Genomic DNA, 19242 nt, shown 5'->3' with positions numbered 1-19242 from the left:
CGTCTGCGGCGGTTTCCACTAATCTCAGTTGTTCCACGGGGCGGCCCGTCGTCGTTCATGATGCCTGCCGAGGACGGGTAATGATGGCCGCTCTCATCAAGAGCACCCGTATCGTGTTGCCCACTTGCAACCGAAAAAACCCTCTCCGCCACGGTCGCGGGCGGCAGGCTAGGACGTCAAGCATACGGGCACGGCGGCCCGGAAGGGGTAGGTCGGCTGTGACGCGTGCGGGAGAACGCAGTGCCACCGGAGCGGGGGCCGGACACCGAAGGGGAGGTGCGGCAGTGGCGGGGGAAACGCCGCGGGGCGCCGCGCTGGACGCGGGGCTCGGCACCGCGCTCGACGAGGCCGTGCTCGACGAGGCCGCACGAGCGGTCGATGACGCGTCCGCCGAGGTCAACGCGGTTGACAGCGGAACCGGGACGAAGGCGGCGGATGCCGCGAATGGGGCCGACGCGCCCGGCGGCCCGGGCATCGCGACAAAACCCGGCAAAGTTATCGAGGACGATCCGGAAACCGCTTCTGGGGCCGACCTTAAGAACGGCCGCGTACTCGGCGGAAAAAGGACCGGAGCCGCACGGACGGTTGGTGCGGCCTCCGCCGACCGGGCCGTTTCCGGTGGTCGGCGGCGGGCGCGCGGGCTGTGGACGCTGGCGCGCCGCAACCCGGCGTTCAGTGTGATCATTGCCACAGCGGCGCTGCTCCGGCTGATCGCGATGCTCGGCTACCAGCCGGTGATGTTCTTCAACGACAGTTTCGACTACCTGCACGTCGCGACCGACCCGTACCCGCACCCGCTGCGTCCCGACGGGTACGCGTTCCTGCTGCTCCTGCTCAAGCCGTTCCACAGCTTCGCGCTCGTCGCCGCCGTCCAGCACCTGATGGGCCTGGCCATGGGCGTGATGATCTACGCGCTGCTGCGGCGCAGGTTCGGCCTGCCCGGCTGGGGCGCCGCGCTCGCCGCCGCGCCGGTCCTGCTGGACGCCTACCAGCTCCAGCTGGAGCACCTCGTCCTGTCGGACACGATGTTCACGTTCCTGGTGCTGAGCGCGGTCACGCTGCTGCTGTGGCACGACCGCCCGTCCTGGAAGATCGCCGCGGCGGTCGGGCTGATCGTCGGGGCGGCGTGGCTGACCCGCTCGGTCGGGATGCCGGTGCTGCTCGGCGTGCTGGTCTACCTGCTCATCCGGCGCAGCGGCTGGAAGACCATGGCGATCACGCTGGCGGCGTGCATGCTCCCGGTGCTCGGCTACATGGGCTGGTACAAGGCCGCCGGCGGCAAGTTCGCGATCACCGAGAGCAACGGGATCTTCCTGTACGCGCGGGTCTACAAGTTCGCCGACTGCCACCGGATGAAGGACCTGCCGGTCCGCGAGTACCCGCTGTGCACCGAGCCGGCGAACCGGCTGCCCAACTCGCAGGACGGCATCTGGAACGCCCGGTCCCCGCTCAACCGCTACACCGGCACCCGGTTCAGCCCCGACAACAACGCGCTCGGCAACGACTTCGCCAAGCGGGCGATCACCGCGCAGCCCGGCGACTACCTGCAGGTCGTCGCGCACGACTTCTTCCGCGTCTTCCAGTGGAAGCGCACGGTCTTCCCCGACCCGGCCACGTACTCGCAGTACGAGTTCGGCAGGACGGGCCGCCCGCTGCCCGACTGGCACATGGACGCCGACTCGATCGCCTCCGGCGAGGCCAGGTCCTACGAGCGCGGCAACGCCCAGACGCAGATCGTCGAGCCGTTCGCCGGGGTCGCCCGCGGCTACCAGGACGTCGTCTACCTGCGCGGGACGATGCTCGGCGGCATCCTGCTGATCGGCCTGGCCGGGCTGGTCCCGCTGTGGCGCCGGTTCGGCGGCGCCGCGCTGCTGCCGTGGACGCTCGCGACCGGGCTGCTGCTCGCGCCCGCGGCGACCGCCGAGTTCGACTACCGGTACGTACTGCCGGCCGTGCCGCTGGCGGCGCTCGCCGCCGGGACGGCGTTCACCGCCGAGGCCCGCGGGACCATCGCCGGATGGGGGCGCCGGTTCCGGCGCGCCGCGGCCCCGGCCGATGCCAAGGCCGCCAAGGCCGCCGAGCCCGCGGTCGACTGACCTCGCGGTGGCCCGGCCCGGTCGGGCCGGGCTACCAGGCGTGCATGCGGCGCAGGTGGAAGACCATCGCGACGTCGCTGCCGCCGCGGACCTTCGGGACCTCGCCCTCCTTGCCGCGCATCGCGGACAGCGCCTTGACGTTCTGGCTCTGGCAGGTCGAGCAGCAGCGGTCCATCCAGGGCGTCATGCAGGGCTGGCCGCCGCGCTCGTACAGGACGGCCTCGTTGCCGTGCCCGTCCCCGGTGTGGCGGACCTCGTACTCCTCGTTCCAGGTCGTCGCGCAGCTGAGGCACTCGAAGACCCATGTTTCGTGGCTCGTCCATGCATCCTGCACGGCATTCACCCCCTTCGGCGACCGTCTCGCGCGCGTCCCAAGTCACCCGCGTTCAGTTCCATGGTGGCTCCACCGGGCCCGTTCCGGCCCCCGTCGCCCACCACCGATCGGGTTATTCCCACGAAGAAGCGGGTCGAGCGGTCCTGTGCCGGTGACTATTTCCTGGCCTTGACAACGGCGTCGTAAACCGCGCGCTTCGGGGCGCCGTTCGCCTTGGCGACCTCCGCGATGGCCTGCTTGCGGGGCGTCCCGGCCTCCTCCAGGACGGCGACGGCCGCGGCCAGGTCGGCCGGCTCGGTCAGCCCCGCCGGCTCGGGCGCGCCGCCGACCACCAGCGTGATCTCGCCGAGCACGCCGTCCTTCGCCCACGCGGCCAGTTCGCCGAGCGTCCCCCGCCGGACCTCCTCGTAGGTCTTGGTCAGCTCACGGCACACGGCGGCCGGGCGGTCCGCGCCGAACGCGTCCGCCATCGCCGCGAGGGTGGCCGGCAGCCGGCGCGGCGACTCGAAGAACACCATCGTCCGGGGCTCGGCGGCGAGGGCGGCGAGCCGCCGGGCCCGCTCGCCGGGCTTGCGCGGCGGGAAGCCCTCGAAGCAGAACCGGTCGGTCGGCAGGCCCGACACCACCAGCGCGGTCGTGACGGCGGACGGCCCCGGCAGCACCGAGATCGGCACGCCCGCCGCGACGGCGGCCCGCACCAGCCGGTAGCCGGGATCGGACACGCCCGGCATCCCCGCGTCGGTGATCACCAGGACGTCCCGCCCGGCGAGCAGTTCCTCCATCAGCCCCGCCGCCCGCGTCCGCTCGTTCTGGTCGTGGTACGACACGACGCGCGCGACCGGCTCCACGCCGAGGTCCCCCGCCAGCCGGCGCAGCCGCCGGGTGTCCTCCGCGGCGATCACCGGGACGTCCGCGAGCGCGGCCCGCAGCCGCTCCGAAGCGTCCTGCGGGCGCCCGATCGGCGCCGCCGCCAGCAGCAGGGTTCCCGTCACGTCCTCATTCTCGCAGGAAGCCCGGCCGGGCGACCCCACCCGGCGCTGAAAGTGCCCAAGGACCCGAAGGAGGAGGGGAATGCAAATAAACTCGCAGGATGGCGACGACGGATCTGGTCCCCGCCCCGGCCTCCGCGTCACGGCGCCGGCCGCCCCCGCTCCGGGAGTGGCTGGCCCCGGCGGTCCCGGGCAGCCCGGCGCTGTCCTGGCTGGGCGCCCTGCTGGTCACCGCGCTGGCCGCCTACCTGCGGTTCGACCGGCTCGGGTCGCCGAAGGCGGTGGTGTTCGACGAGACGTACTACGCCAAGGACGCGCTCGCCCTGCTGAAGTTCGGCTGGGAGCACAACACCGTCGAGAACGCCGACAAGATGCTGATCGCCGATCCGGACGCGCACATCTGGGGAAACGGTCCCGCGTTCGTCGCACATCCCCCGTTCGGCAAGTGGATGATCGCGATCGGCGAGTGGATGTTCGGCGCGACGCCGTTCGGCTGGCGGTTCATGCCCGCGCTGATCGGGACGCTGTCGGTGCTGATCCTGTGCCGGGTGGCCCGCCGGATGACGGGCTCGACGCTGCTCGGCTGCGCCGCCGGGCTGCTGCTCGCGGTGGACGGGCTGGCGTTCGTGACCAGCCGGGCGGCGCTGCTGGACATCTTCGTGATGTTCTGGGTCCTCGCCGGGTTCGCATGCCTGGTGAACGACCGGGACCGGTCCCGCCGCGTCCTCGCCGAGCGGATCGAGCACGGGGACGCCTCGGTGTACGGGCCGTTCCTCGCGCACGGCTGGCGCTGGGGCGCCGGGGTCTGCCTCGGTCTTGCCTGCGCCACCAAGTGGACCGGGATCTTCTACGTCGCCGCGTTCGGGCTGATGGTCGTCCTGTGGGACTACGGCGCCCGCCGCGCCGCCGGGGTGCGGGCCCCCTTCGCCGGAACGCTGGTGCTGGAGGCCGTCCCGGCGTTCGTGCAGCTCGTGGTGGTGGGGGTGGTGACCTACCTGGCGACCTGGTGGGGGTGGATCTTCAAGCCGGGCGGCTGGGGCCGGGGCACGGCGTCCGACACCCCGCTGTGGCGGCCGTTCGAGGCCATGCCGAAGCTCTGGCACTACCACGCGGAGATGCTCTCGTTCCACACGGGGCTGGACGCCAAGCACCCGTACCAGTCGTGGCCGTGGGACTGGCCGATCCTGCGGCGCCCGGTGGCGTTCTTCTACACCGAGCCGAAGTCGTGCGGCGCGGCCCGCTGCTCGCGGGAGATCCTCGGGATCGGCACGCCCGCGCTGTGGTGGGGCGCGCTCGTCGCCCTGGTCGTCATCGTGTTCATCTGGCTGTTCCTGCGGGACTGGCGGGCGGGCGCGATCCTGCTGGGGTTCCTCGCGGGCTGGCTGACCTGGTTCCCCTCGGCGTTCGCGAACCGGACGATGTTCCTGTTCTACGCGACGCCGCTGATCCCGTTCATGGCGCTGGCGGTCGTCCTGGTGCTCGGGTATCTGATCGGGCCGGCGCCCGCCGGGGCGGCGGGGGCGCACGCGGCCCGTCCGGACGAGGACCGTTCCGAGGACGGCCACACCCTCGCGCATCCTCCCGTCCCGTACGGGGAGGGCGGGGCCCACGCGTCGCCGGCGCCGGTCCAGGGAACGGGGTTGCGGCGGCTGATCGGCGCCTCCGCCGCGGGCGCGTTCCTGCTGGTGGTGCTGGTGAACTTCGCGTACTTCCATCCGATCCTGTCGGCGCAGACGATCCCGTACGAGGACTGGCACGCGCGGATCTGGTTCCAGTCCTGGGTGTGACGCGCGGCTAGGCCGTCGCCACGGCGGCCGTGCCGGGGCGCAGCGCCCGGCCGCCGAGCAGGCAGAGGGCCAGTGCGAGGACGCCGCCCGCCCCGGCGCCCGCGAACGCGCCCGGGACGCCCGCGGCGTCCTGCCCGACGCCGGCGACGAACGAGCCGAGCGACCCGCCCGCACCGACCGCGGCGACGACCCACGCGAACGCCTCGGTGACGGTCCCGGCGGGCGCGAGCCGGTCGACGAGGGTGAAGCTGCACGCCAGCACGGGCGCGAGGAAGACGCCGGACACGAACGCGAGCACCGACATGACGGGCAGCGCGGGCGCGAGGACGAGCGGGAGGTAGCCGGCGGCGAGGGCGGCCAGCAGCCACGGCAGCCGGCGGTGCGGCTCACCCGCCCACGGCCGCGCGCCGTAGCAGATCCCGCCGGTGAGAGCACCGCCCGCCATGCACGCCAGCAGCAGGCCGGACGCGAGGCCGCTGCCCTGTTCCTCGGCGTAGGCGACGACGGCGACGGCGTAGACGCCGAGCGCGATCCCGGCGCAGGCGAGGGACAGCAGCAGGACGCGCAGGCCCGGGGAGCGCAGTGGCCCGGCCCAGCCGGCGGCGCGCGGCTCGCCGCGCCACCGGCGGGACGGCCCGGACAGCGACACGACGAGCGTCCCGGCGATGCCGAGCACGCCGGTCAGCAGCAGCGCGGTCTCGGTGTTGACCGCGGCCGCGGCGACGACGAGCAGCGGCCCGACGGTGAAGAGGATCTCCTGGGCGGCGGCGTCCAGGGCGTAGGCGGCCTCGACCTGTTCGGGGCCGTCCAGGACGTCGGGCCAGAGCGCGCGCAGCCCGGCCTCCAGCGGCGGGGTGGCGAACCCGGCGACGAACACGGCGGCGACGGCGACCGGAAGGGGGTCGGCGCCGGCGGCGGCGAGCAGCGCGAAGCCCGCGGCGGCGGCGCAGGCGGCGGGCAGCAGGACGGGCGGCTGGCCGCAGCGGTCCATGACGCGGCCGAGGACGGGCTGCCCGGCGGCGGTCGCGAGGCCGAGGATCGCGGCGAGCGTCCCGGCGAGGGGGTACCCGCCGCCGTCCGCCCGGACGTGCAGCACGACGGCGAGCATGCCCATCCCGTTGGGCAGCCGGCCGAGCAGCGTGCCGCCGAGCAGCCGTGCCGCGTACGGCCTGCGCAGGAAGACGACATAGCCGTGCATGCCACTAGCCCCCGGGATCGCCGTCATACGTATTACCGAACCAGTCATACGTACCACTTTCCGGGACCTCGGCTCTAGTCTGTTTTCGTCACAATGTCCGCCCGGGGAGGTGCAGGTGCCGGCAGTGAGCCGTCCGACCAGCAAGGACGTGGCTCAGGAGGCCGGGGTCTCGCAGTCCACGGTCTCCCTGGTGCTGGGCGGCAAGTGGAGCGGGCGCGTCTCCCCCGCCACCGCGCGCAACGTGCGCAGCGCGGCCGAGCGGCTCGGCTACCGGCCCAACCAGGCGGCCCGCAACCTGCGCCTCGGCACCACCCGGACCGTCCTGCTGATGGTCCCGACACTGTCCGCGCCGTTCTTCGGGCCCGTCTACACGGGCGCGGCGCGGGTCGCGGCCCGGCACGGCTTCGGCGTGGTCGTGTCGACGTGGCCGGACGACGCGGCCGGTCCCGCCGACAGCCCGTTCGGGTCGGACGAGGCGATCGACGGCGTCCTCGCCTCCTCGATGGCCGCCGGCGCCCTGGCGGAGTTCCGCGGCACACCCGCCGTGATGCTCGACAGCGGCCCGGACGATCGGCCCGGTGACCGCGTCCCCACGGTCGACTTCGGCGTCGCCGACGGGATGCGGGCGATCGCCGGGCATCTCGCGGAGCTCGGCCACCGCCGCTTCGGGCATGTGGCCGCCGCCGTCGACCAGTGGACGTTCCACGCCCGCGCCGAGGCCCTCGCCGCCGCCGTCGCCGGCCTGCCGGGCGGCGTACTGACCCGGGCGCGGTGCGCGATCGACGTCACGTCCGCCAGGGACGCCGCGGCCCGCCTGCTGACCGGCCCGGCCCGGCCGACCGCACTGGTCTGCGACGACGACCTGATCGCGGCGGGCGCCTACAAGGCGGCGCGGGCGCTCGGCCTGGACGTCCCGGCCGACCTGTCGGTCACCGGGTTCGACGACGTGCTGCTCGCGACCGCGCTGGAGCCGGAGCTGACGACCGTCCGGCTGCCCGCCGAGGAGCTGGGCGCGCAGGGCATGACGGCTCTGCTCGACCTGCTCGCCGGCCACCGCCCGGCCCCCCGCGTCCTGCCGGGCGAACTGGTCGTGCGGGACTCGACGGCGCCGCCCCGGGGATAGGGCTCCCCTGCCACGGGGAGAATCGAGGTCACACCCCCGCGCTTCCCGGTGAACCGGAAAAGCCAGGTATAAGAGTCGCATGGGATCCCGTCCGTGCGAGACCGATATCGACGAACATCCGGAGAACCACCTCGGTACCGCGCCGCCCCGGACCCGGGCGTGGCGCAACGGCGAGGTCGTGGCGGAAGGGTTTCCCGTCGCCGAGGTGAGGGACCACCTGGCCGGCCCGGACGTCGTCGTGTGGCTCGATCTGTGCGGGCCGCGCCACGAGGACCTGCGCGTCGTCAGCGACGAGCTGGGCCTCGACCCCGTCGCGGTGGAGGACGCGGTGTCCCGGCACGAGCGGACCAAGCTCGACCGGTACCAGGGGTATGCGTTCCTCAACGTCTACATCCCGCGGGTGGACGACGACGGCCTGACCCTCCACGAACTGTCGGCGTTCATCACCGAACGCGCGCTGGTCACGGTCCGGCAGGACACGCGCGTCGACGTCGACGAGCTCATCCGGCGCTGGGACGGCAGCCCCGACATGGACGCCGGCGAGCCGACCACCGCGCTCCTGCTGCACGGGATGCTCGACCTCGTCGTCGACCTGCAACTGGAGGCCGTGCAGGCGCTCGACGACGAGGCCGACGCGATCGAGGACCTGGTGTTCGACGACAGGTTCCCGGTCAAGGAGATCCAGCGGCGCAGCTACCGGCTGCGCAAGAACCTGACCGCGCTGCGGCGGGTGGCGCTGCCGATGCGGGAGGTGCTCAACACGCTGCTCCGCCGCGACCTCCGGTTCGTCCCGGTGTCGCTGGTGCCCTACTTCCAGGACGTCTACGACCACACGCTGCGCGTCGGGGAGTGGACCGACAGCCTGCGCGACCTCGTCGCCGACCTGCTCGACACGCGGCTGGCGCTGCAGGGCAACCGTATGAACGACGTGATGAAGAAGGTCACGAGCTGGGCGGCGATCATCGCGGTGCCGACCGCCGTCACCGGGTTCTACGGGCAGAACGTCCCGTATCCCGGTTTCTCGCAGTATGCGGGGTTCATCGCGAGCACCGTCATCATCATCGTCTGCAGCGCCGCCCTTTACATCGTCTTCAAGCTGCGCGACTGGCTGTGACCGCCTCCCCCCGTGCCCCGCGTCCGGCGGGCTAGAGGGAGCGCGGGAACTTCGCCGCGATGGGGGCGGCGGCCTCGGCGCCGGTGCCGCCGCATCGGCTGGCGTCCGGTTTCCCCTACGACGATGTCGTGGTCAGCGGCAAGACCGGCACCCTCCCGCCCCTCCGCAACGAGGTCGGCGCCGTCGAGCACCCGGACGGTGCCCGCTACGCGGTGGCCGTCTTCACCCGCGCGCTCCTGCCCGCGGCCGTCCTTCCCCGGGCCGACGCGGTGATCGGCACCACCGCCCGGCAGGCCATAGAGTTCCTCCGCCGCCCCGGCCGCTGACCCGGTGCCCGAGGGCGGCGGAATGAGCCCATCCACGGCGTTGTAATACGTAGGCTGTATCCCGGTTTTTACCTGTCTTGGGAGTGTTCTTTGCGGCTGCCGGAGCATCTGGAGCTACTGCTCACCGACGAGCCGGTGCTCGACGTCTACGCGCATGGTCCGTGGCGTGTGCCGGACGGGCTGTTCGAGGAGATCTCGGCGCGGATCGACGGGCTGGCGGCCGATCCGCGGGCCGTGGACCTGACCACCGACGAGCACAAGCTGCTGACGTTGCCGGCGTCGCTCGTCACCGCCGAGATCTTCGGCATGCTGGCGTTCCTGCCGGGCGGCGGCGCGATCAAGGCGGGGTCGTGGTCGCAGCTGCCGGAGCGGCTGCTGTACCGGCATCTGGTGAATCCGGGGCCGCTCAGCACGCGGATGACGCGTTGGGACGCACCGGGCGGGCGGTGGCGTCCGCCGGTGGACTGGCTGATCGAGGCGCCCGACCGGGGCGCGGCGATCGAGCTGGCGCGCGACTGCCTGGCGCTGCTGGAGGGCATCGAGCCGCTGGAGGAGCGCCGCAAGGCGCTGCTGCGGCTGTACGACGACCCGCCCGAATGCGACATCAGCCTGCCCAAGATGGAGTTGCGCGAGCACTGGCACGCGCACGCCGGGGACGACATCGTCGCGGCGGTGCCGGAGCTGCTCGGCCCGGTCGGCTATCTGGAGTGGGTGTGCGCGGGGCTGCTCGCGTCCTATGAGCATCTGACGGACGTGGCGCCGCGTGACGAGAGCGTCGAGGTCCATCTGATCCAGTTGCTCTTGCAGGGCAGCATGGAGCACGTCCCGCCGGAGCTGGCGGTCGCGCTGGGCGAGGACCGGTACGGCGAGCTGCAGCAGCGGTTCGCGGTGGAGCGCCGCGGGTTCAAGGCGGGCGCGTGGCAGGAGCGGACGCGGACGTGGCTGGTCCAGGCGCTGGTCGCGGGGGCCGCGGACGCGTGCCGGGGCTGGCTCGACATGGCCATGAGGTTCGTCGCGGTCGTCCAGGGGCTGCCGGGCGACCCGTGGTTCCCGAAGTCGGAGTGGATCCCGGTCGGCCAGTTCCAGACGGACCTGCGGCGCCTCTACGCGCCGCGTCGCCGCGTCGTGAACCCGCTCACCGAGACGCTGCAGAGCGCGCCCGCGGCGGGCGGGGCGGCCGAGGACCGGCCGGGGACGCGGCCGCAGATCGCGACGTCGCTGGTCGGGCAGCCCGAGGTGAGCGCGGTCCTGGACGAGCTGACCCGCGGCACCGAGCCCGTCCGCCTGCTGATCTGCGGGCCGGACGGCACCGGCAAGCGCGACGCCGCGCAGGAGCTCGGCCGGGCGCTCGCGCTCGGCCGCGATCCGCACTGGATCACCGACAACCTGTTCGCCGGGCAGCGGCTGCCGGACGCCGTCGCCAAGCTGCACGCCGACGCCCGCGACTGCGCCGGCGACCGGCTGCTCGTCATCGACGGCCTGGACGGCATCGTCACCGATCCCGGCAACGGGGAGGCCCTCGCCGCGGAGCTGCACCGGCTCCTCGCCGTCCATCCCGACCTGCATCTGGTGGCGCTGTGCGACATCGGCGGGGAGGAGCGCATCCGGGAGGTCAATCCCGTACTGCCGCACCGGTTCCGGATCACGCGGACCCGTCCGTTCAGCGCCGACGGCCACGCCGAGCTGTTCCGCCGGGCGCTGGACGCGCGCGGCGTCCGCGGCACCCGGCAGGCGATCGCGGCGGCGGGTGCGCTGCTGGCCGAGACACCGCCCATGCAGACGCTCCGCCACGCCCGGCTCGCCCCGCATCTCGCCGACCAGGTCGTGGCCGCCGTGCGCAAGCGGGCGGGGGACGCCGAACCCGTCGTCCGCAAGAGCGACATCCCCGACATGCTCGACATCTCGCGGGCCTCCGGGAACCCGCTGAAGGAGCTGCACGACCTCACCGGCCTCGACACCGTCAAGCACGAGATCGCGCTGCTCGTCGCCGGGACGCACGCGGCGCGGCTGCGCAGCGAGTCCGGGTTGAAGATCACCCCGCCGACCCGGCACATGGTGTTCACCGGCAACCCGGGGACCGGCAAGACGATGGTGGCGCGGCTGCTCGGGCGCATCTACAAGCGGCTCGGGGTCCTGTCGTCCGGGCATCTGGTCGAGGCGTCCCGGGCCCATCTCGTCGGCGAGTACATCGGGCAGACCGCGCCGCGCACCCGCCGCCTGGTGGAGCGCGCGATCGGCGGTGTCCTGTTCATCGACGAGGCGTACACGCTGACGCAGTCGCCGCTGAAGGGCGACTACGGACACGAGGCGATCGCCGAGCTGGTCAAGCTGATGGAGGACCACCGCGACGACCTCGTGGTGGTCGTCGCCGGCTACCAGCAGGAGATGGCGGAGTTCCTCGCCGCCAACCCCGGCCTGGACTCGCGGTTCCCCAAGCAGATCCACTTCCCCGACTACACCGACGACGAGCTGATCACCGTGTTCGGGCAGCTCGCCGCCGCGGACGGGTTCGAGCTGGCGCCCGGCACCGAGGAGGTGCTGCGGGCGATGCTGCGCCGCGCGCCGCGCGGCCCGTCCTTCGGCAACGGCCGGCTGATGCGCAACATGCTGGACATCGCGGTCGCCAACCAGGCGGACCGGGTCGCGTCCGCCGCCGTGGGCGCCGGGAAGGAGCGCGGCGGCGAGCCGGCCGAACCGCCCACGCGGGAGGAGCTGGTCACGCTCACCGCCGACGACCTGCCGCCGCTCCTGGAGCACCCGGAGGAGTTCTTCGGCCTCTACCTCTAGGCGGGCCGGCTCCGGGCGGGGCCGGCGAGCCGTCCGGCGGCGTCGAACAGCACGCTCTCCGCGCCGCGCCGGGTGATGAGCTGCGCGCCGACGGGCAGGCCGCCGGCCGTCCCGGCGGGGACGCTCAGCGCGGGCAGCCCCAGCACGTTCCACGGGAAGGTGAGGCTGACCAGCAGCGCCGTGAGCGGGCCCTGCGCGGCCTGCGTATCGCCGATCCTCGGCGCGGTGATCGGCATGGTCGGCATCGCCAGGTAGTCGTAGCGGTCCAGCAGTTCCGCGATCTCTCGCGCGAACCGTTCCCGCTCGCGCAGCGCCCGGACGAGACGCCACCCCGGCATGCGGGCGGACTCCTCCAGCCGCTTCAGGGTCACCGGCTGGTACCGGCCGGGTGCCTCCGCGACCCGTTCGGCGTGCACGTCGTACGCCTCGCTGAACTGGATCGCCAGGAACACCTGCCGCAGCCCGGCGAAGTCGAGCCGCTCGGCGGGCGCGTCCGGGAACAGCGCCCGGACGGTCCGCGTCACCTCGGGGTCGGCGGCGGGCGGCTCGATCCAGGCGACGCGGGCGTGCGGGGCGCCGTCGTCGGCCGGGGACGGGACGGCCCCGGCCGGCCCGGTCAGCGCCCGGTAGGCGGTCCGGCAGTCGGCGGCGGACCCGGCGAGGAGGCCCACGTGGTCGAGCGAACGCGACAGCGGGAACACGCCGCCGGCCGGGATGGCGCCGTAGGCGGGCTTGAACCCGGCGATCCCGCAGAACGCGGCCGGGATGCGCACCGACCCGCCGGTGTCGGTGCCGATCGCGAGCGGAACCGTCCCGGCGGCGACGGCGGCGGCGCTGCCGCTGCTGGATCCGCCCGGCATCCGCTCCCGGTCGCGGGGGTTGCGGACCGGCCCGGTCACCGACACGTCGCCGGTGGCGCCGAACGCGAACTCCTGCGTGCCGGTCTTGCCGACGATCACCGCGCCCGCGTCGCGGAGCATCGTCACGCACTCCGCGTCCTTCTCGGCGACGTGCCCGTCGAAGTGCGCGGACCCCATCCCGGTCGGCAGGCCGCCGACGTCGATGATGTCCTTCACCGCGACGGGGATACCGTGCAGCGGGCCGCGGTCGATCCCGGACGCCAGTTCCCGGTCCGCCTGCTTCGCGGCGGCCTCGGCGCCCTGCGGGTCGAGGGTGACGAAGGCGTTCAGGTCCGGGTCGACCGACTCCAGGGCCCGCGCGAGGAGCCCCTGCGCCGTCTCCTCGCCCGAACGCAGCGCGCCCCCGAGATCCGCCAGCGTCCGTCCGATGAAGAACCCGCGCATACCGCCTCCTGCCTGGTTGGCCCTACCGGTCTGGGTAGCACACCGGGCCCTCTCCACGGCAAATCCGATATTCCGGTCGTGGCGTTCCGTGCCTGATCCGTCGCTCTTCGTGGACCGTTCGTCGCAGACGTGCTACCGCTGAGCGACCGTCCGCCCGGAGCCGTGAACCTACGCGCGAGTACGGGGGAGGCTGCAACGCACTCGGCCGTGACGTTCCCACCGGTTCTGCTGGGGGGCGAGGCGGAGCCCGCCGCCCGGCGCGGTGCCGCCTCTGTAATCGGTGACGTCCGCCCGCTCACCGCGGTGCCTTCGACGCCGGACGCCGGCGTCGAAGGCACCGCGCGACGCTTCGTTGATCACGCGGGGACTTTGGCCCCTGTGCGCAGGATCCCTCCCATGATGGGCTCTTCACGACGGTTGACGGCGCCGGAGCGGGGGACGTGATCCATCTATGAGGCGGTACCGACACCGGGGGGAACGCGCCATGGCCGACTCCGTGATGTCCGATGACGAGGTGCGGGCGCTCGACGCGTACTGGAGAGCCGCCAACTACCTGTCCGTCGGGCAGATCTACCTGCTCGCGAACCCGCTGCTCCGCGAGCCGCTCTCGCGGCGGGACATCAAGCCGCGGCTGCTCGGGCACTGGGGCACCTCCCCCGGCCTGAACTTCTGCTACGCGCACCTCAACCGGACGATCAAGGCCCGCGACCTCGACATGATCTACATCATGGGGCCGGGGCACGGCGGTCCGGCGGCGGTCGCGAACGCGTGGCTGGAGGGCACCTACAGCGAGGTGTATCCGGAGGTCTCGCAGGACGCCGAGGGCATGCGCCGGCTGTTCCGGCAGTTCTCGTTCCCGGGCGGCATCCCGTCCCATGTCGCGCCGGAGACGCCCGGTTCGATCCATGAGGGCGGTGAGCTGGGGTATTCGCTGGCGCACGCGTTCGGGGCGGCGTTCGACAACCCCGGCCTGGTCGTCGCGTGCATCGTCGGGGACGGTGAGGCGGAGACCGGGCCCCTCGCGGCGAGCTGGCACTCCGACAAGTTCCTCGACCCGGTGAAGGACGGCGCCGTCCTGCCGATCCTGCACCTGAACGGCTACAAGATCGCGAACCCGACGGTGCTGGCGCGGATTCCCGAGGAGGAGCTCGTCCAGCTGTTCGACGGGTACGGATACCACCCGCTGCTGGTCAGCGGGGACGAACCGGAGTCCATGCACCGCAAGATGGCCGCCGCGCTCGACCAGGCGCTCGACGAGATCGCGGACATCCAGCGCGGCGCCCGGGAGGAGGGCGTGTCCGAGCGGCGCCGCTGGCCCATGATCATCCTGCGCTCCCCCAAGGGCTGGACCGGCCCGAAGGAGGTGGACGGGCTGCCGGTCGAGAACACCTGGCGGTCCCACCAGGTGCCGCTCGCGGGCGTCCGCGACGACCCCGGCCACCTCGCGCAACTGGAGCGGTGGCTGCTCTCCTACCGTCCGGACGAGCTGTTCGGCGAGGACGGGCGTCCCGTCGAGGCGCTGCGGGTCCTGGCTCCCGAGGGCGCGCGGCGGATGAGCGCCAACCCGCACGCGAACGGCGGGCTGCTGCTGAAGCCGCTCGCCCTGCCGGACTTCCGGGACTACGCCGTGCCCGTCGACAAGCCCGGCACGACGACCACCGAACCGACCCGCCGGCTGGGCACGTTCCTCCGCGACGTCGTGGCGGCCAACCCGTCCAACTTCCGCATCATGGGCGCGGACGAGACGGCGTCCAACCGGCTCGGCGACGTGTTCGAGGTGACCGACCGCGTCTTCACGGGCGAACGGCTGCCCACCGACGAGCACCAGGCCGCGTCCGGCCAGGTCATGGAGGTGCTGAGCGAGCACCTGTGCCAGGGCTGGCTGGAGGGCTATCTCCTCACCGGGCGGCACGGGCTCTTCAACAGCTACGAGGCGTTCGTCCACATCGTCGACTCCATGTTCGGCCAGCACGCCAAATGGCTGAAGGTGACCCGGCACCTGCCGTGGCGGCGGCCGATCGCCTCGCTGAACTACCTGCTGTCCTCGCACGTGTGGCGGCAGGACCACAACGGCTTCACCCACCAGGACCCCGGCTTCCTCGACGTCGTGATGAACAAGAAGTCGGAGATCATCCGGGTGTACCTGCCACCGGACGCGAACACGCTGCTGTCGGTCGCCGACCACTGCCTGCGGTCCCGCGACCACATCAACGTGGTCGTCGCCGGGAAGCAGCCCGCGCTGAACTGGCTGCCGATGGACGCCGCGATCGCGCACTGCACCCGCGGCATCGGCATCTGGGAATGGGCGTCCACGGACGGCGGCGCCGATCCCGACGTCGTGCTGGCCTGCGCGGGCGACATCCCCACCCTGGAGACCCTCGCCGCCGTCGACCTGCTCCGCCGGTTCTTCCCCGACCTGCGCGTCCGGGTGGTGAACGTGGTCGACCTGATGCGGCTCCAGCCGTCCAGCGAACACCCGAACGGCCTGACGGACCGCGAGTACGACGCCCTGTTCACCACCGACCGGCCCGTCATCTTCGCGTTCCACGGCTACCCGTACCTCGTCCACCGGCTCACCTACCGCCGCACCGGGCACCCCCTCCTGCACGTCCGCGGCTACAAGGAGGAGGGGACGACGACCACCCCGTTCGACATGGTCATGCTGAACGACCTCGACCGCTACCACCTGGTCATGGACGTCATCGACCGCGTCCCCTCCCTCGGCGGGCGCGTCGGCCACATCCGGCAGCGGATGGTGGACCAGCGCCTCGCCATGCGCACCTACACGCGCGAGCACGGCGAGGACGCCCCCGAGGTCAGCGACTGGACGTGGTCGTACTAGGGAGGGAGCCGTACCGATGCGGGTCCTCACGGTCAACCCGGGGTCGAGCAGCCTGAAGGTGAGCCTGCTCGACGCGGACGACACCGTCCTCGCGCGGGACTCCGGCCCGAGCCGGGAGACGGGGCCGATGGCCGCGGGCATGCCCCATCCGGACGCGATCGGTGTCCGCTTCGTCCATGGCGGCACGGATTTCACCACGCCCGTCCGCATCGACGCCAAGGTCGCCGAGCGGCTGCACGAGCTCGCCGACCTGGCGCCGCTGCACCAGCCGGCGTCCCTGCGGGCGCTGCAGGAGGTCACCTCGGCGCTGCCGGACGTCCCGGTGGTCGCGTGCTTCGACACCGCGTTCCACGCGACGCTGCCGCCCGCCGCCGCGACCTACGCGCTGCCCGCCGGATGGCGCGAGCGGTACGGCCTGCGCCGCTACGGCTTCCACGGCCTGTCGTTCTCCTACGCCACCCGGCGGGCGGGCGAGATGCTCGGCGCGGCCCCGTCCCGGATGGTGATCTGCCACCTCGGCGCCGGCGCGTCCCTCTGCGCCGTCGCGGACGGCCGCTCCATCGACACGACGATGGGCTTCACCCCCCTCGAAGGGCTGGTCATGGCGTCCCGGGCGGGCAGCATCGACCCGGGCATCCCGCTGTGGCTGATCAGGCACGGCGTACCGCCGGACGAGGTGAACCGGGCGCTGGAACGCGAATCCGGGCTGCGCGGCCTCGCCGGCACCGGCGACATGCGCCGCATCCGGGAACTCGCCGAAGAGCGCGACGTCACCGCCCTCGCCGCACTGGACGTCTACCACCACCGGCTTCGCGCCTGCGCCGCCGCCATGACCGCGTCCCTGGGCGGCCTGGACACCCTCGTCTTCACCGGCGGCATCGGCGAACACGACCCGTCCGTCCGGATGCGCCTGGCGGAGAACCTGGCTTACCTGGGCGTCTCCATCGATCCCGGCCGCAACACGTCCGTGGACGGCGACGGCGACCTGACATCCGGCGGCGCGCCCGTCCGCACCCTGGTCATCACGGCCCGCGAAGACCTGGAAATAGCCGCCGGAGTCAGGCGGGCACTGAACTCTGGGTAAGAACATCCCCGAATGTCCGGACGCATGTGCCGCACTTCCGGGAAGCCTCTGAAAGGCCGGCGCGCTCCCCGACGAGGGTTTTGCAAAGGGCTGCCGACCACGTGTTTTGAGTGATTTGATCAGTTTTTACGATTCCTGGCATACTCATGCGGGAATTAGCGGCGGTGGCAGTCGATCACGCGGTAAAGCGGCAGTCGGTTTACGGGGGGAGATTGTCGTGAAAAGTCGCGTGCGCCGGGTGGCGGCCGTACTCGTTCCCATGCTCGTTCTGGTCGCGGCGTGCTCGCCCGCGTCCGGTCAGCGGGACGCGAAGCGGCCGGTGGCCGCCAAGACGGCCGGCGCCGCCGTGCGGAAGAGCGAGAACGAGCAGCCGGGGACGCCGGGGTGGCGGATCCGGCACAAGGGCGCCGAGCACGAGATCGTGGGATACGCCGACCACGTGAGCGTGCTGCCGGGCGGGAGTTTCCGGCTGTTCGTGTCCACGACGACGCCCGGCTTCACCGCCTAGGCGTTCCGGATGGGCTGGTACGGGGGCGCGCAGGCGCGGAGCGTGTGGCGGTCCGAGCGGCAGCCGGGAGTCCGGCAGGCGCCCGCCAAGGTCGAGCAGAGGACGCGGACGGTGTCGGCGGCGTGGCGGCCGTCGATGACGGTGTCCACGGCCGGGTGGCCGGCGGGAAGCTATCTGATCCGGCTGACCGCCGCGACGGGGGCGCAGCGGTTCGTGCCGATCACCGTCCGGTCGCCCGGTGCGCAGGGACGCGTGGTCGTGCTGAACGCGACCACCACCTGGCAGGCGTACAACATGTGGGGCGGCTACGACCTGTACAAGGGGCCGTCGGGCGGGCTGAACGACCGGGCCACCGCGGTCAGCTTCGACCGGCCCTACGACGGGAACGGCGCGGGCAAGTTCCTGGCGTACGAGCAGCCCGCGATCGCGCTGGCGGAGAAGCTCGGCGTGCCGCTGGCGTACGCGACCGACAACGACCTGCACGCCGACCCCCGCCTGCTGGACGGGGCCCGCGGGCTGCTGACCCTGGGGCATGACGAGTACTGGTCGTCCGCCATGCGGGAGCACGCCGCGCAGGCCCGCGACAGGGGGGTCAACATCGCGTTCCTCGGCGCCAACGCGGTGAACCGGCACATCCGGTTCCAGAGCACGGCGCTGGGGGCCGACCGGCTGGTGGTCTGCTACAAGGACGCCGGGTCCGATCCGATGTCCGGGAAGAACCCGGCCGAGTCCACGCAGGACTGGCGGCTGCCGCCGATGCCGCGGCCCGAGAGCGACCTCATCGGCATCCAGTACGTGTGCTTTCCGGCGGAGGGGGCCTTCACCGTCCACCGGCCGGACTTCTGGCTGTTCCGGGGCACCGGGGTGCGGAAGGGGACGCGGTTCCCGGGTGTCATCGGGCCGGAGGCGGACGCGCTCAACCGCGGCGGGCCCACGCCGTCCACCCTGGAGATCGTCGCGCACTCCCCGATCGCGTGCGGGAACGGGGCGGCCGGCGCGGACGCCTCGTACTACACCGTCAGGAGCGGGGCGGGCGTGTTCGCCACCGGGACCATGCGCTGGGTGTGCTCCATGCGCGGCCCCTCCTGCGGGCACGGGGTCACCGAGGCGGGACGCAGGTTCGTCACCCAGGTGAGTTCGACGCTCATCACGGCCATGGCGGCCGGGCCGCTCGGGAACCGTTATCCGTCCCGTCCCAACCACGGGGAGTTCACCGGCACGCCGTGATCACGTGGCGCGGGCGCGTTTCTCCTCGTCCTCCAGGAGGGGGCCCAGGCGGAACGGGACCTGGTGGGTCAGGACGATCGAGGTGGTGCTCCGCCGGACGCCGGGACAGGCCAGGATCGAGTCGATCACCTCGTGCAGCTGCTTGCCGTTCGGGGCGACGGCCCGCACCAGCAGATCGCCCTGCCCGGTGATGCCGAGGACCTCCAAGACCCGCGGGATCTTCGCGAGCGCGAGGGCCGCTTCGCGCAGCCGGCCCTGCGCCACCTCCAGCGTCACGAACGCGGTCAGCTCGAAACCGATCGCACCGAGATCGACCTCCCGGCCGCGGTGCCCGATGACGCCCTCGCGTTCGAGGCGCTCGACGCGCGCGTGCGCGGTGTTGCGGGCGATGCCGAGCTTGGCGGCCAGTTCGGTGACGCCGATGCGCGGCTGCTCCACCAGGCGGCGCAGGATCTGCAGGTCGAGGAGGGTGGTACGCGTCACAATGCTCAGCTCCGCCGGGTAACTCGTTTCTGACTTGAGC

Annotated in this window: 15 protein-coding genes; 10 read left to right on the top strand and 5 right to left on the bottom strand. The window is 72.6% G+C overall.

Annotation, left to right across the window (positions count from 1 at the left end):
• Window positions 1–284 precede the first annotated feature (284 nt).
• On the top strand, window positions 285–2096 hold the full coding sequence (locus ACQP1N_RS07320) for a glycosyltransferase family 39 protein (protein ID WP_433229869.1): 1812 nt from the start codon (window positions 285–287) through the stop codon (window positions 2094–2096).
• A 31-nt stretch (window positions 2097–2127) separates the two neighbouring features.
• Here the strand turns inward: ACQP1N_RS07320 and ACQP1N_RS07315 are convergent, their stop codons facing one another.
• Together ACQP1N_RS07315 and rsmI are read right to left on the bottom strand one after the other, a co-directional pair.
• Window positions 2128–2430: a hypothetical protein gene (locus tag ACQP1N_RS07315; protein WP_067796234.1), complete on the bottom strand. Its 303-nt coding sequence runs from the start codon at window positions 2428–2430 to the stop codon at window positions 2128–2130.
• Window positions 2431–2585: 155 nt separating this feature from the next.
• Entirely contained in the window at window positions 2586–3422 is an 837-nt protein-coding gene (rsmI, locus tag ACQP1N_RS07310) for a 16S rRNA (cytidine(1402)-2'-O)-methyltransferase (protein WP_433229865.1), read from the bottom strand.
• Between the two features lie 98 nt (window positions 3423–3520).
• On the opposite strand from rsmI, the gene ACQP1N_RS07305 reads away from it, so the two are divergent.
• On the top strand, window positions 3521–5206 hold the full coding sequence (locus ACQP1N_RS07305) for a dolichyl-phosphate-mannose--protein mannosyltransferase (protein ID WP_067796240.1): 1686 nt from the start codon (window positions 3521–3523) through the stop codon (window positions 5204–5206).
• 7 nt (window positions 5207–5213) lie between these two features.
• Here the strand turns inward: ACQP1N_RS07305 and ACQP1N_RS07300 are convergent, their stop codons facing one another.
• Window positions 5214–6431, bottom strand: coding sequence for an MFS transporter (locus ACQP1N_RS07300; protein ID WP_242608714.1), 1218 nt, complete (start codon window positions 6429–6431; stop codon window positions 5214–5216).
• Between the two features lie 88 nt (window positions 6432–6519).
• Here ACQP1N_RS07300 and ACQP1N_RS07295 point away from each other — a divergent pair, with 88 nt between their 5' ends.
• From ACQP1N_RS07295 to ACQP1N_RS07280, 4 genes are all read left to right on the top strand, one after another.
• Window positions 6520–7527, top strand: a complete 1008-nt coding sequence (locus ACQP1N_RS07295; RefSeq protein ID WP_433229861.1) for a LacI family DNA-binding transcriptional regulator — start codon at window positions 6520–6522, stop codon at window positions 7525–7527.
• 79 nt (window positions 7528–7606) lie between these two features.
• Window positions 7607–8641 carry a magnesium transporter CorA family protein gene (locus tag ACQP1N_RS07290; protein WP_084262778.1) on the top strand — a complete coding sequence of 345 codons (1035 nt, stop codon included), beginning with the start codon at window positions 7607–7609 and terminating at the stop codon, window positions 8639–8641.
• Window positions 8642–8700: 59 nt separating this feature from the next.
• Window positions 8701–8967: a serine hydrolase gene (locus ACQP1N_RS07285; protein WP_433229856.1), complete on the top strand. Its 267-nt coding sequence runs from the start codon at window positions 8701–8703 to the stop codon at window positions 8965–8967.
• A gap of 90 nt (window positions 8968–9057) precedes the next feature.
• The gene (locus tag ACQP1N_RS07280) at window positions 9058–11754 is read left to right on the top strand and encodes an AAA family ATPase (protein ID WP_433229853.1); all 2697 of its coding nucleotides are present in this window, start codon (window positions 9058–9060) and stop codon (window positions 11752–11754) included.
• Here ACQP1N_RS07280 and ACQP1N_RS07275 read toward each other — a convergent pair.
• Window positions 11751–13058 (bottom strand): amidase, encoded by a 1308-nt coding sequence (locus tag ACQP1N_RS07275; RefSeq protein ID WP_433229850.1) that lies wholly within the window; start codon window positions 13056–13058, stop codon window positions 11751–11753. The two genes, ACQP1N_RS07280 and ACQP1N_RS07275, sit on opposite strands and share 4 nt — an antisense overlap.
• A 484-nt stretch (window positions 13059–13542) precedes the next feature.
• On the opposite strand from ACQP1N_RS07275, the gene ACQP1N_RS07270 reads away from it, so the two are divergent.
• From ACQP1N_RS07270 to ACQP1N_RS07255, 4 genes are all read left to right on the top strand, one after another.
• Window positions 13543–15900: a phosphoketolase family protein gene (locus tag ACQP1N_RS07270; RefSeq protein WP_067796256.1), complete on the top strand. Its 2358-nt coding sequence runs from the start codon at window positions 13543–13545 to the stop codon at window positions 15898–15900.
• A 16-nt stretch (window positions 15901–15916) separates the two neighbouring features.
• Window positions 15917–16984, top strand: a complete 1068-nt coding sequence (locus tag ACQP1N_RS07265) for an acetate/propionate family kinase (RefSeq protein ID WP_433229847.1) — start codon at window positions 15917–15919, stop codon at window positions 16982–16984.
• 217 nt (window positions 16985–17201) lie between these two features.
• Window positions 17202–17492, top strand: coding sequence for a hypothetical protein (locus tag ACQP1N_RS07260; RefSeq protein ID WP_433229844.1), 291 nt, complete (start codon window positions 17202–17204; stop codon window positions 17490–17492).
• A 9-nt stretch (window positions 17493–17501) separates the two neighbouring features.
• A complete protein-coding gene (locus ACQP1N_RS07255) occupies window positions 17502–18719 on the top strand; it encodes a N,N-dimethylformamidase beta subunit family domain-containing protein (RefSeq protein WP_433229842.1) in 1218 nt (405 codons plus the stop codon).
• Here the strand turns inward: ACQP1N_RS07255 and ACQP1N_RS07250 are convergent, their stop codons facing one another.
• Window positions 18720–19202: an Lrp/AsnC family transcriptional regulator gene (locus ACQP1N_RS07250; protein ID WP_067796269.1), complete on the bottom strand. Its 483-nt coding sequence runs from the start codon at window positions 19200–19202 to the stop codon at window positions 18720–18722.
• Between the last annotated feature and the right edge of the window lie 40 nt (window positions 19203–19242).

It is taken from the genome of Actinomadura formosensis (genome assembly GCF_050948385.1).
In the GTDB taxonomy this organism is placed as follows: Bacteria; Actinomycetota; Actinomycetes; order Streptosporangiales; family Streptosporangiaceae; genus Spirillospora; species Spirillospora formosensis.
This window is presented reverse-complemented; position numbering and strand designations above follow the sequence as displayed.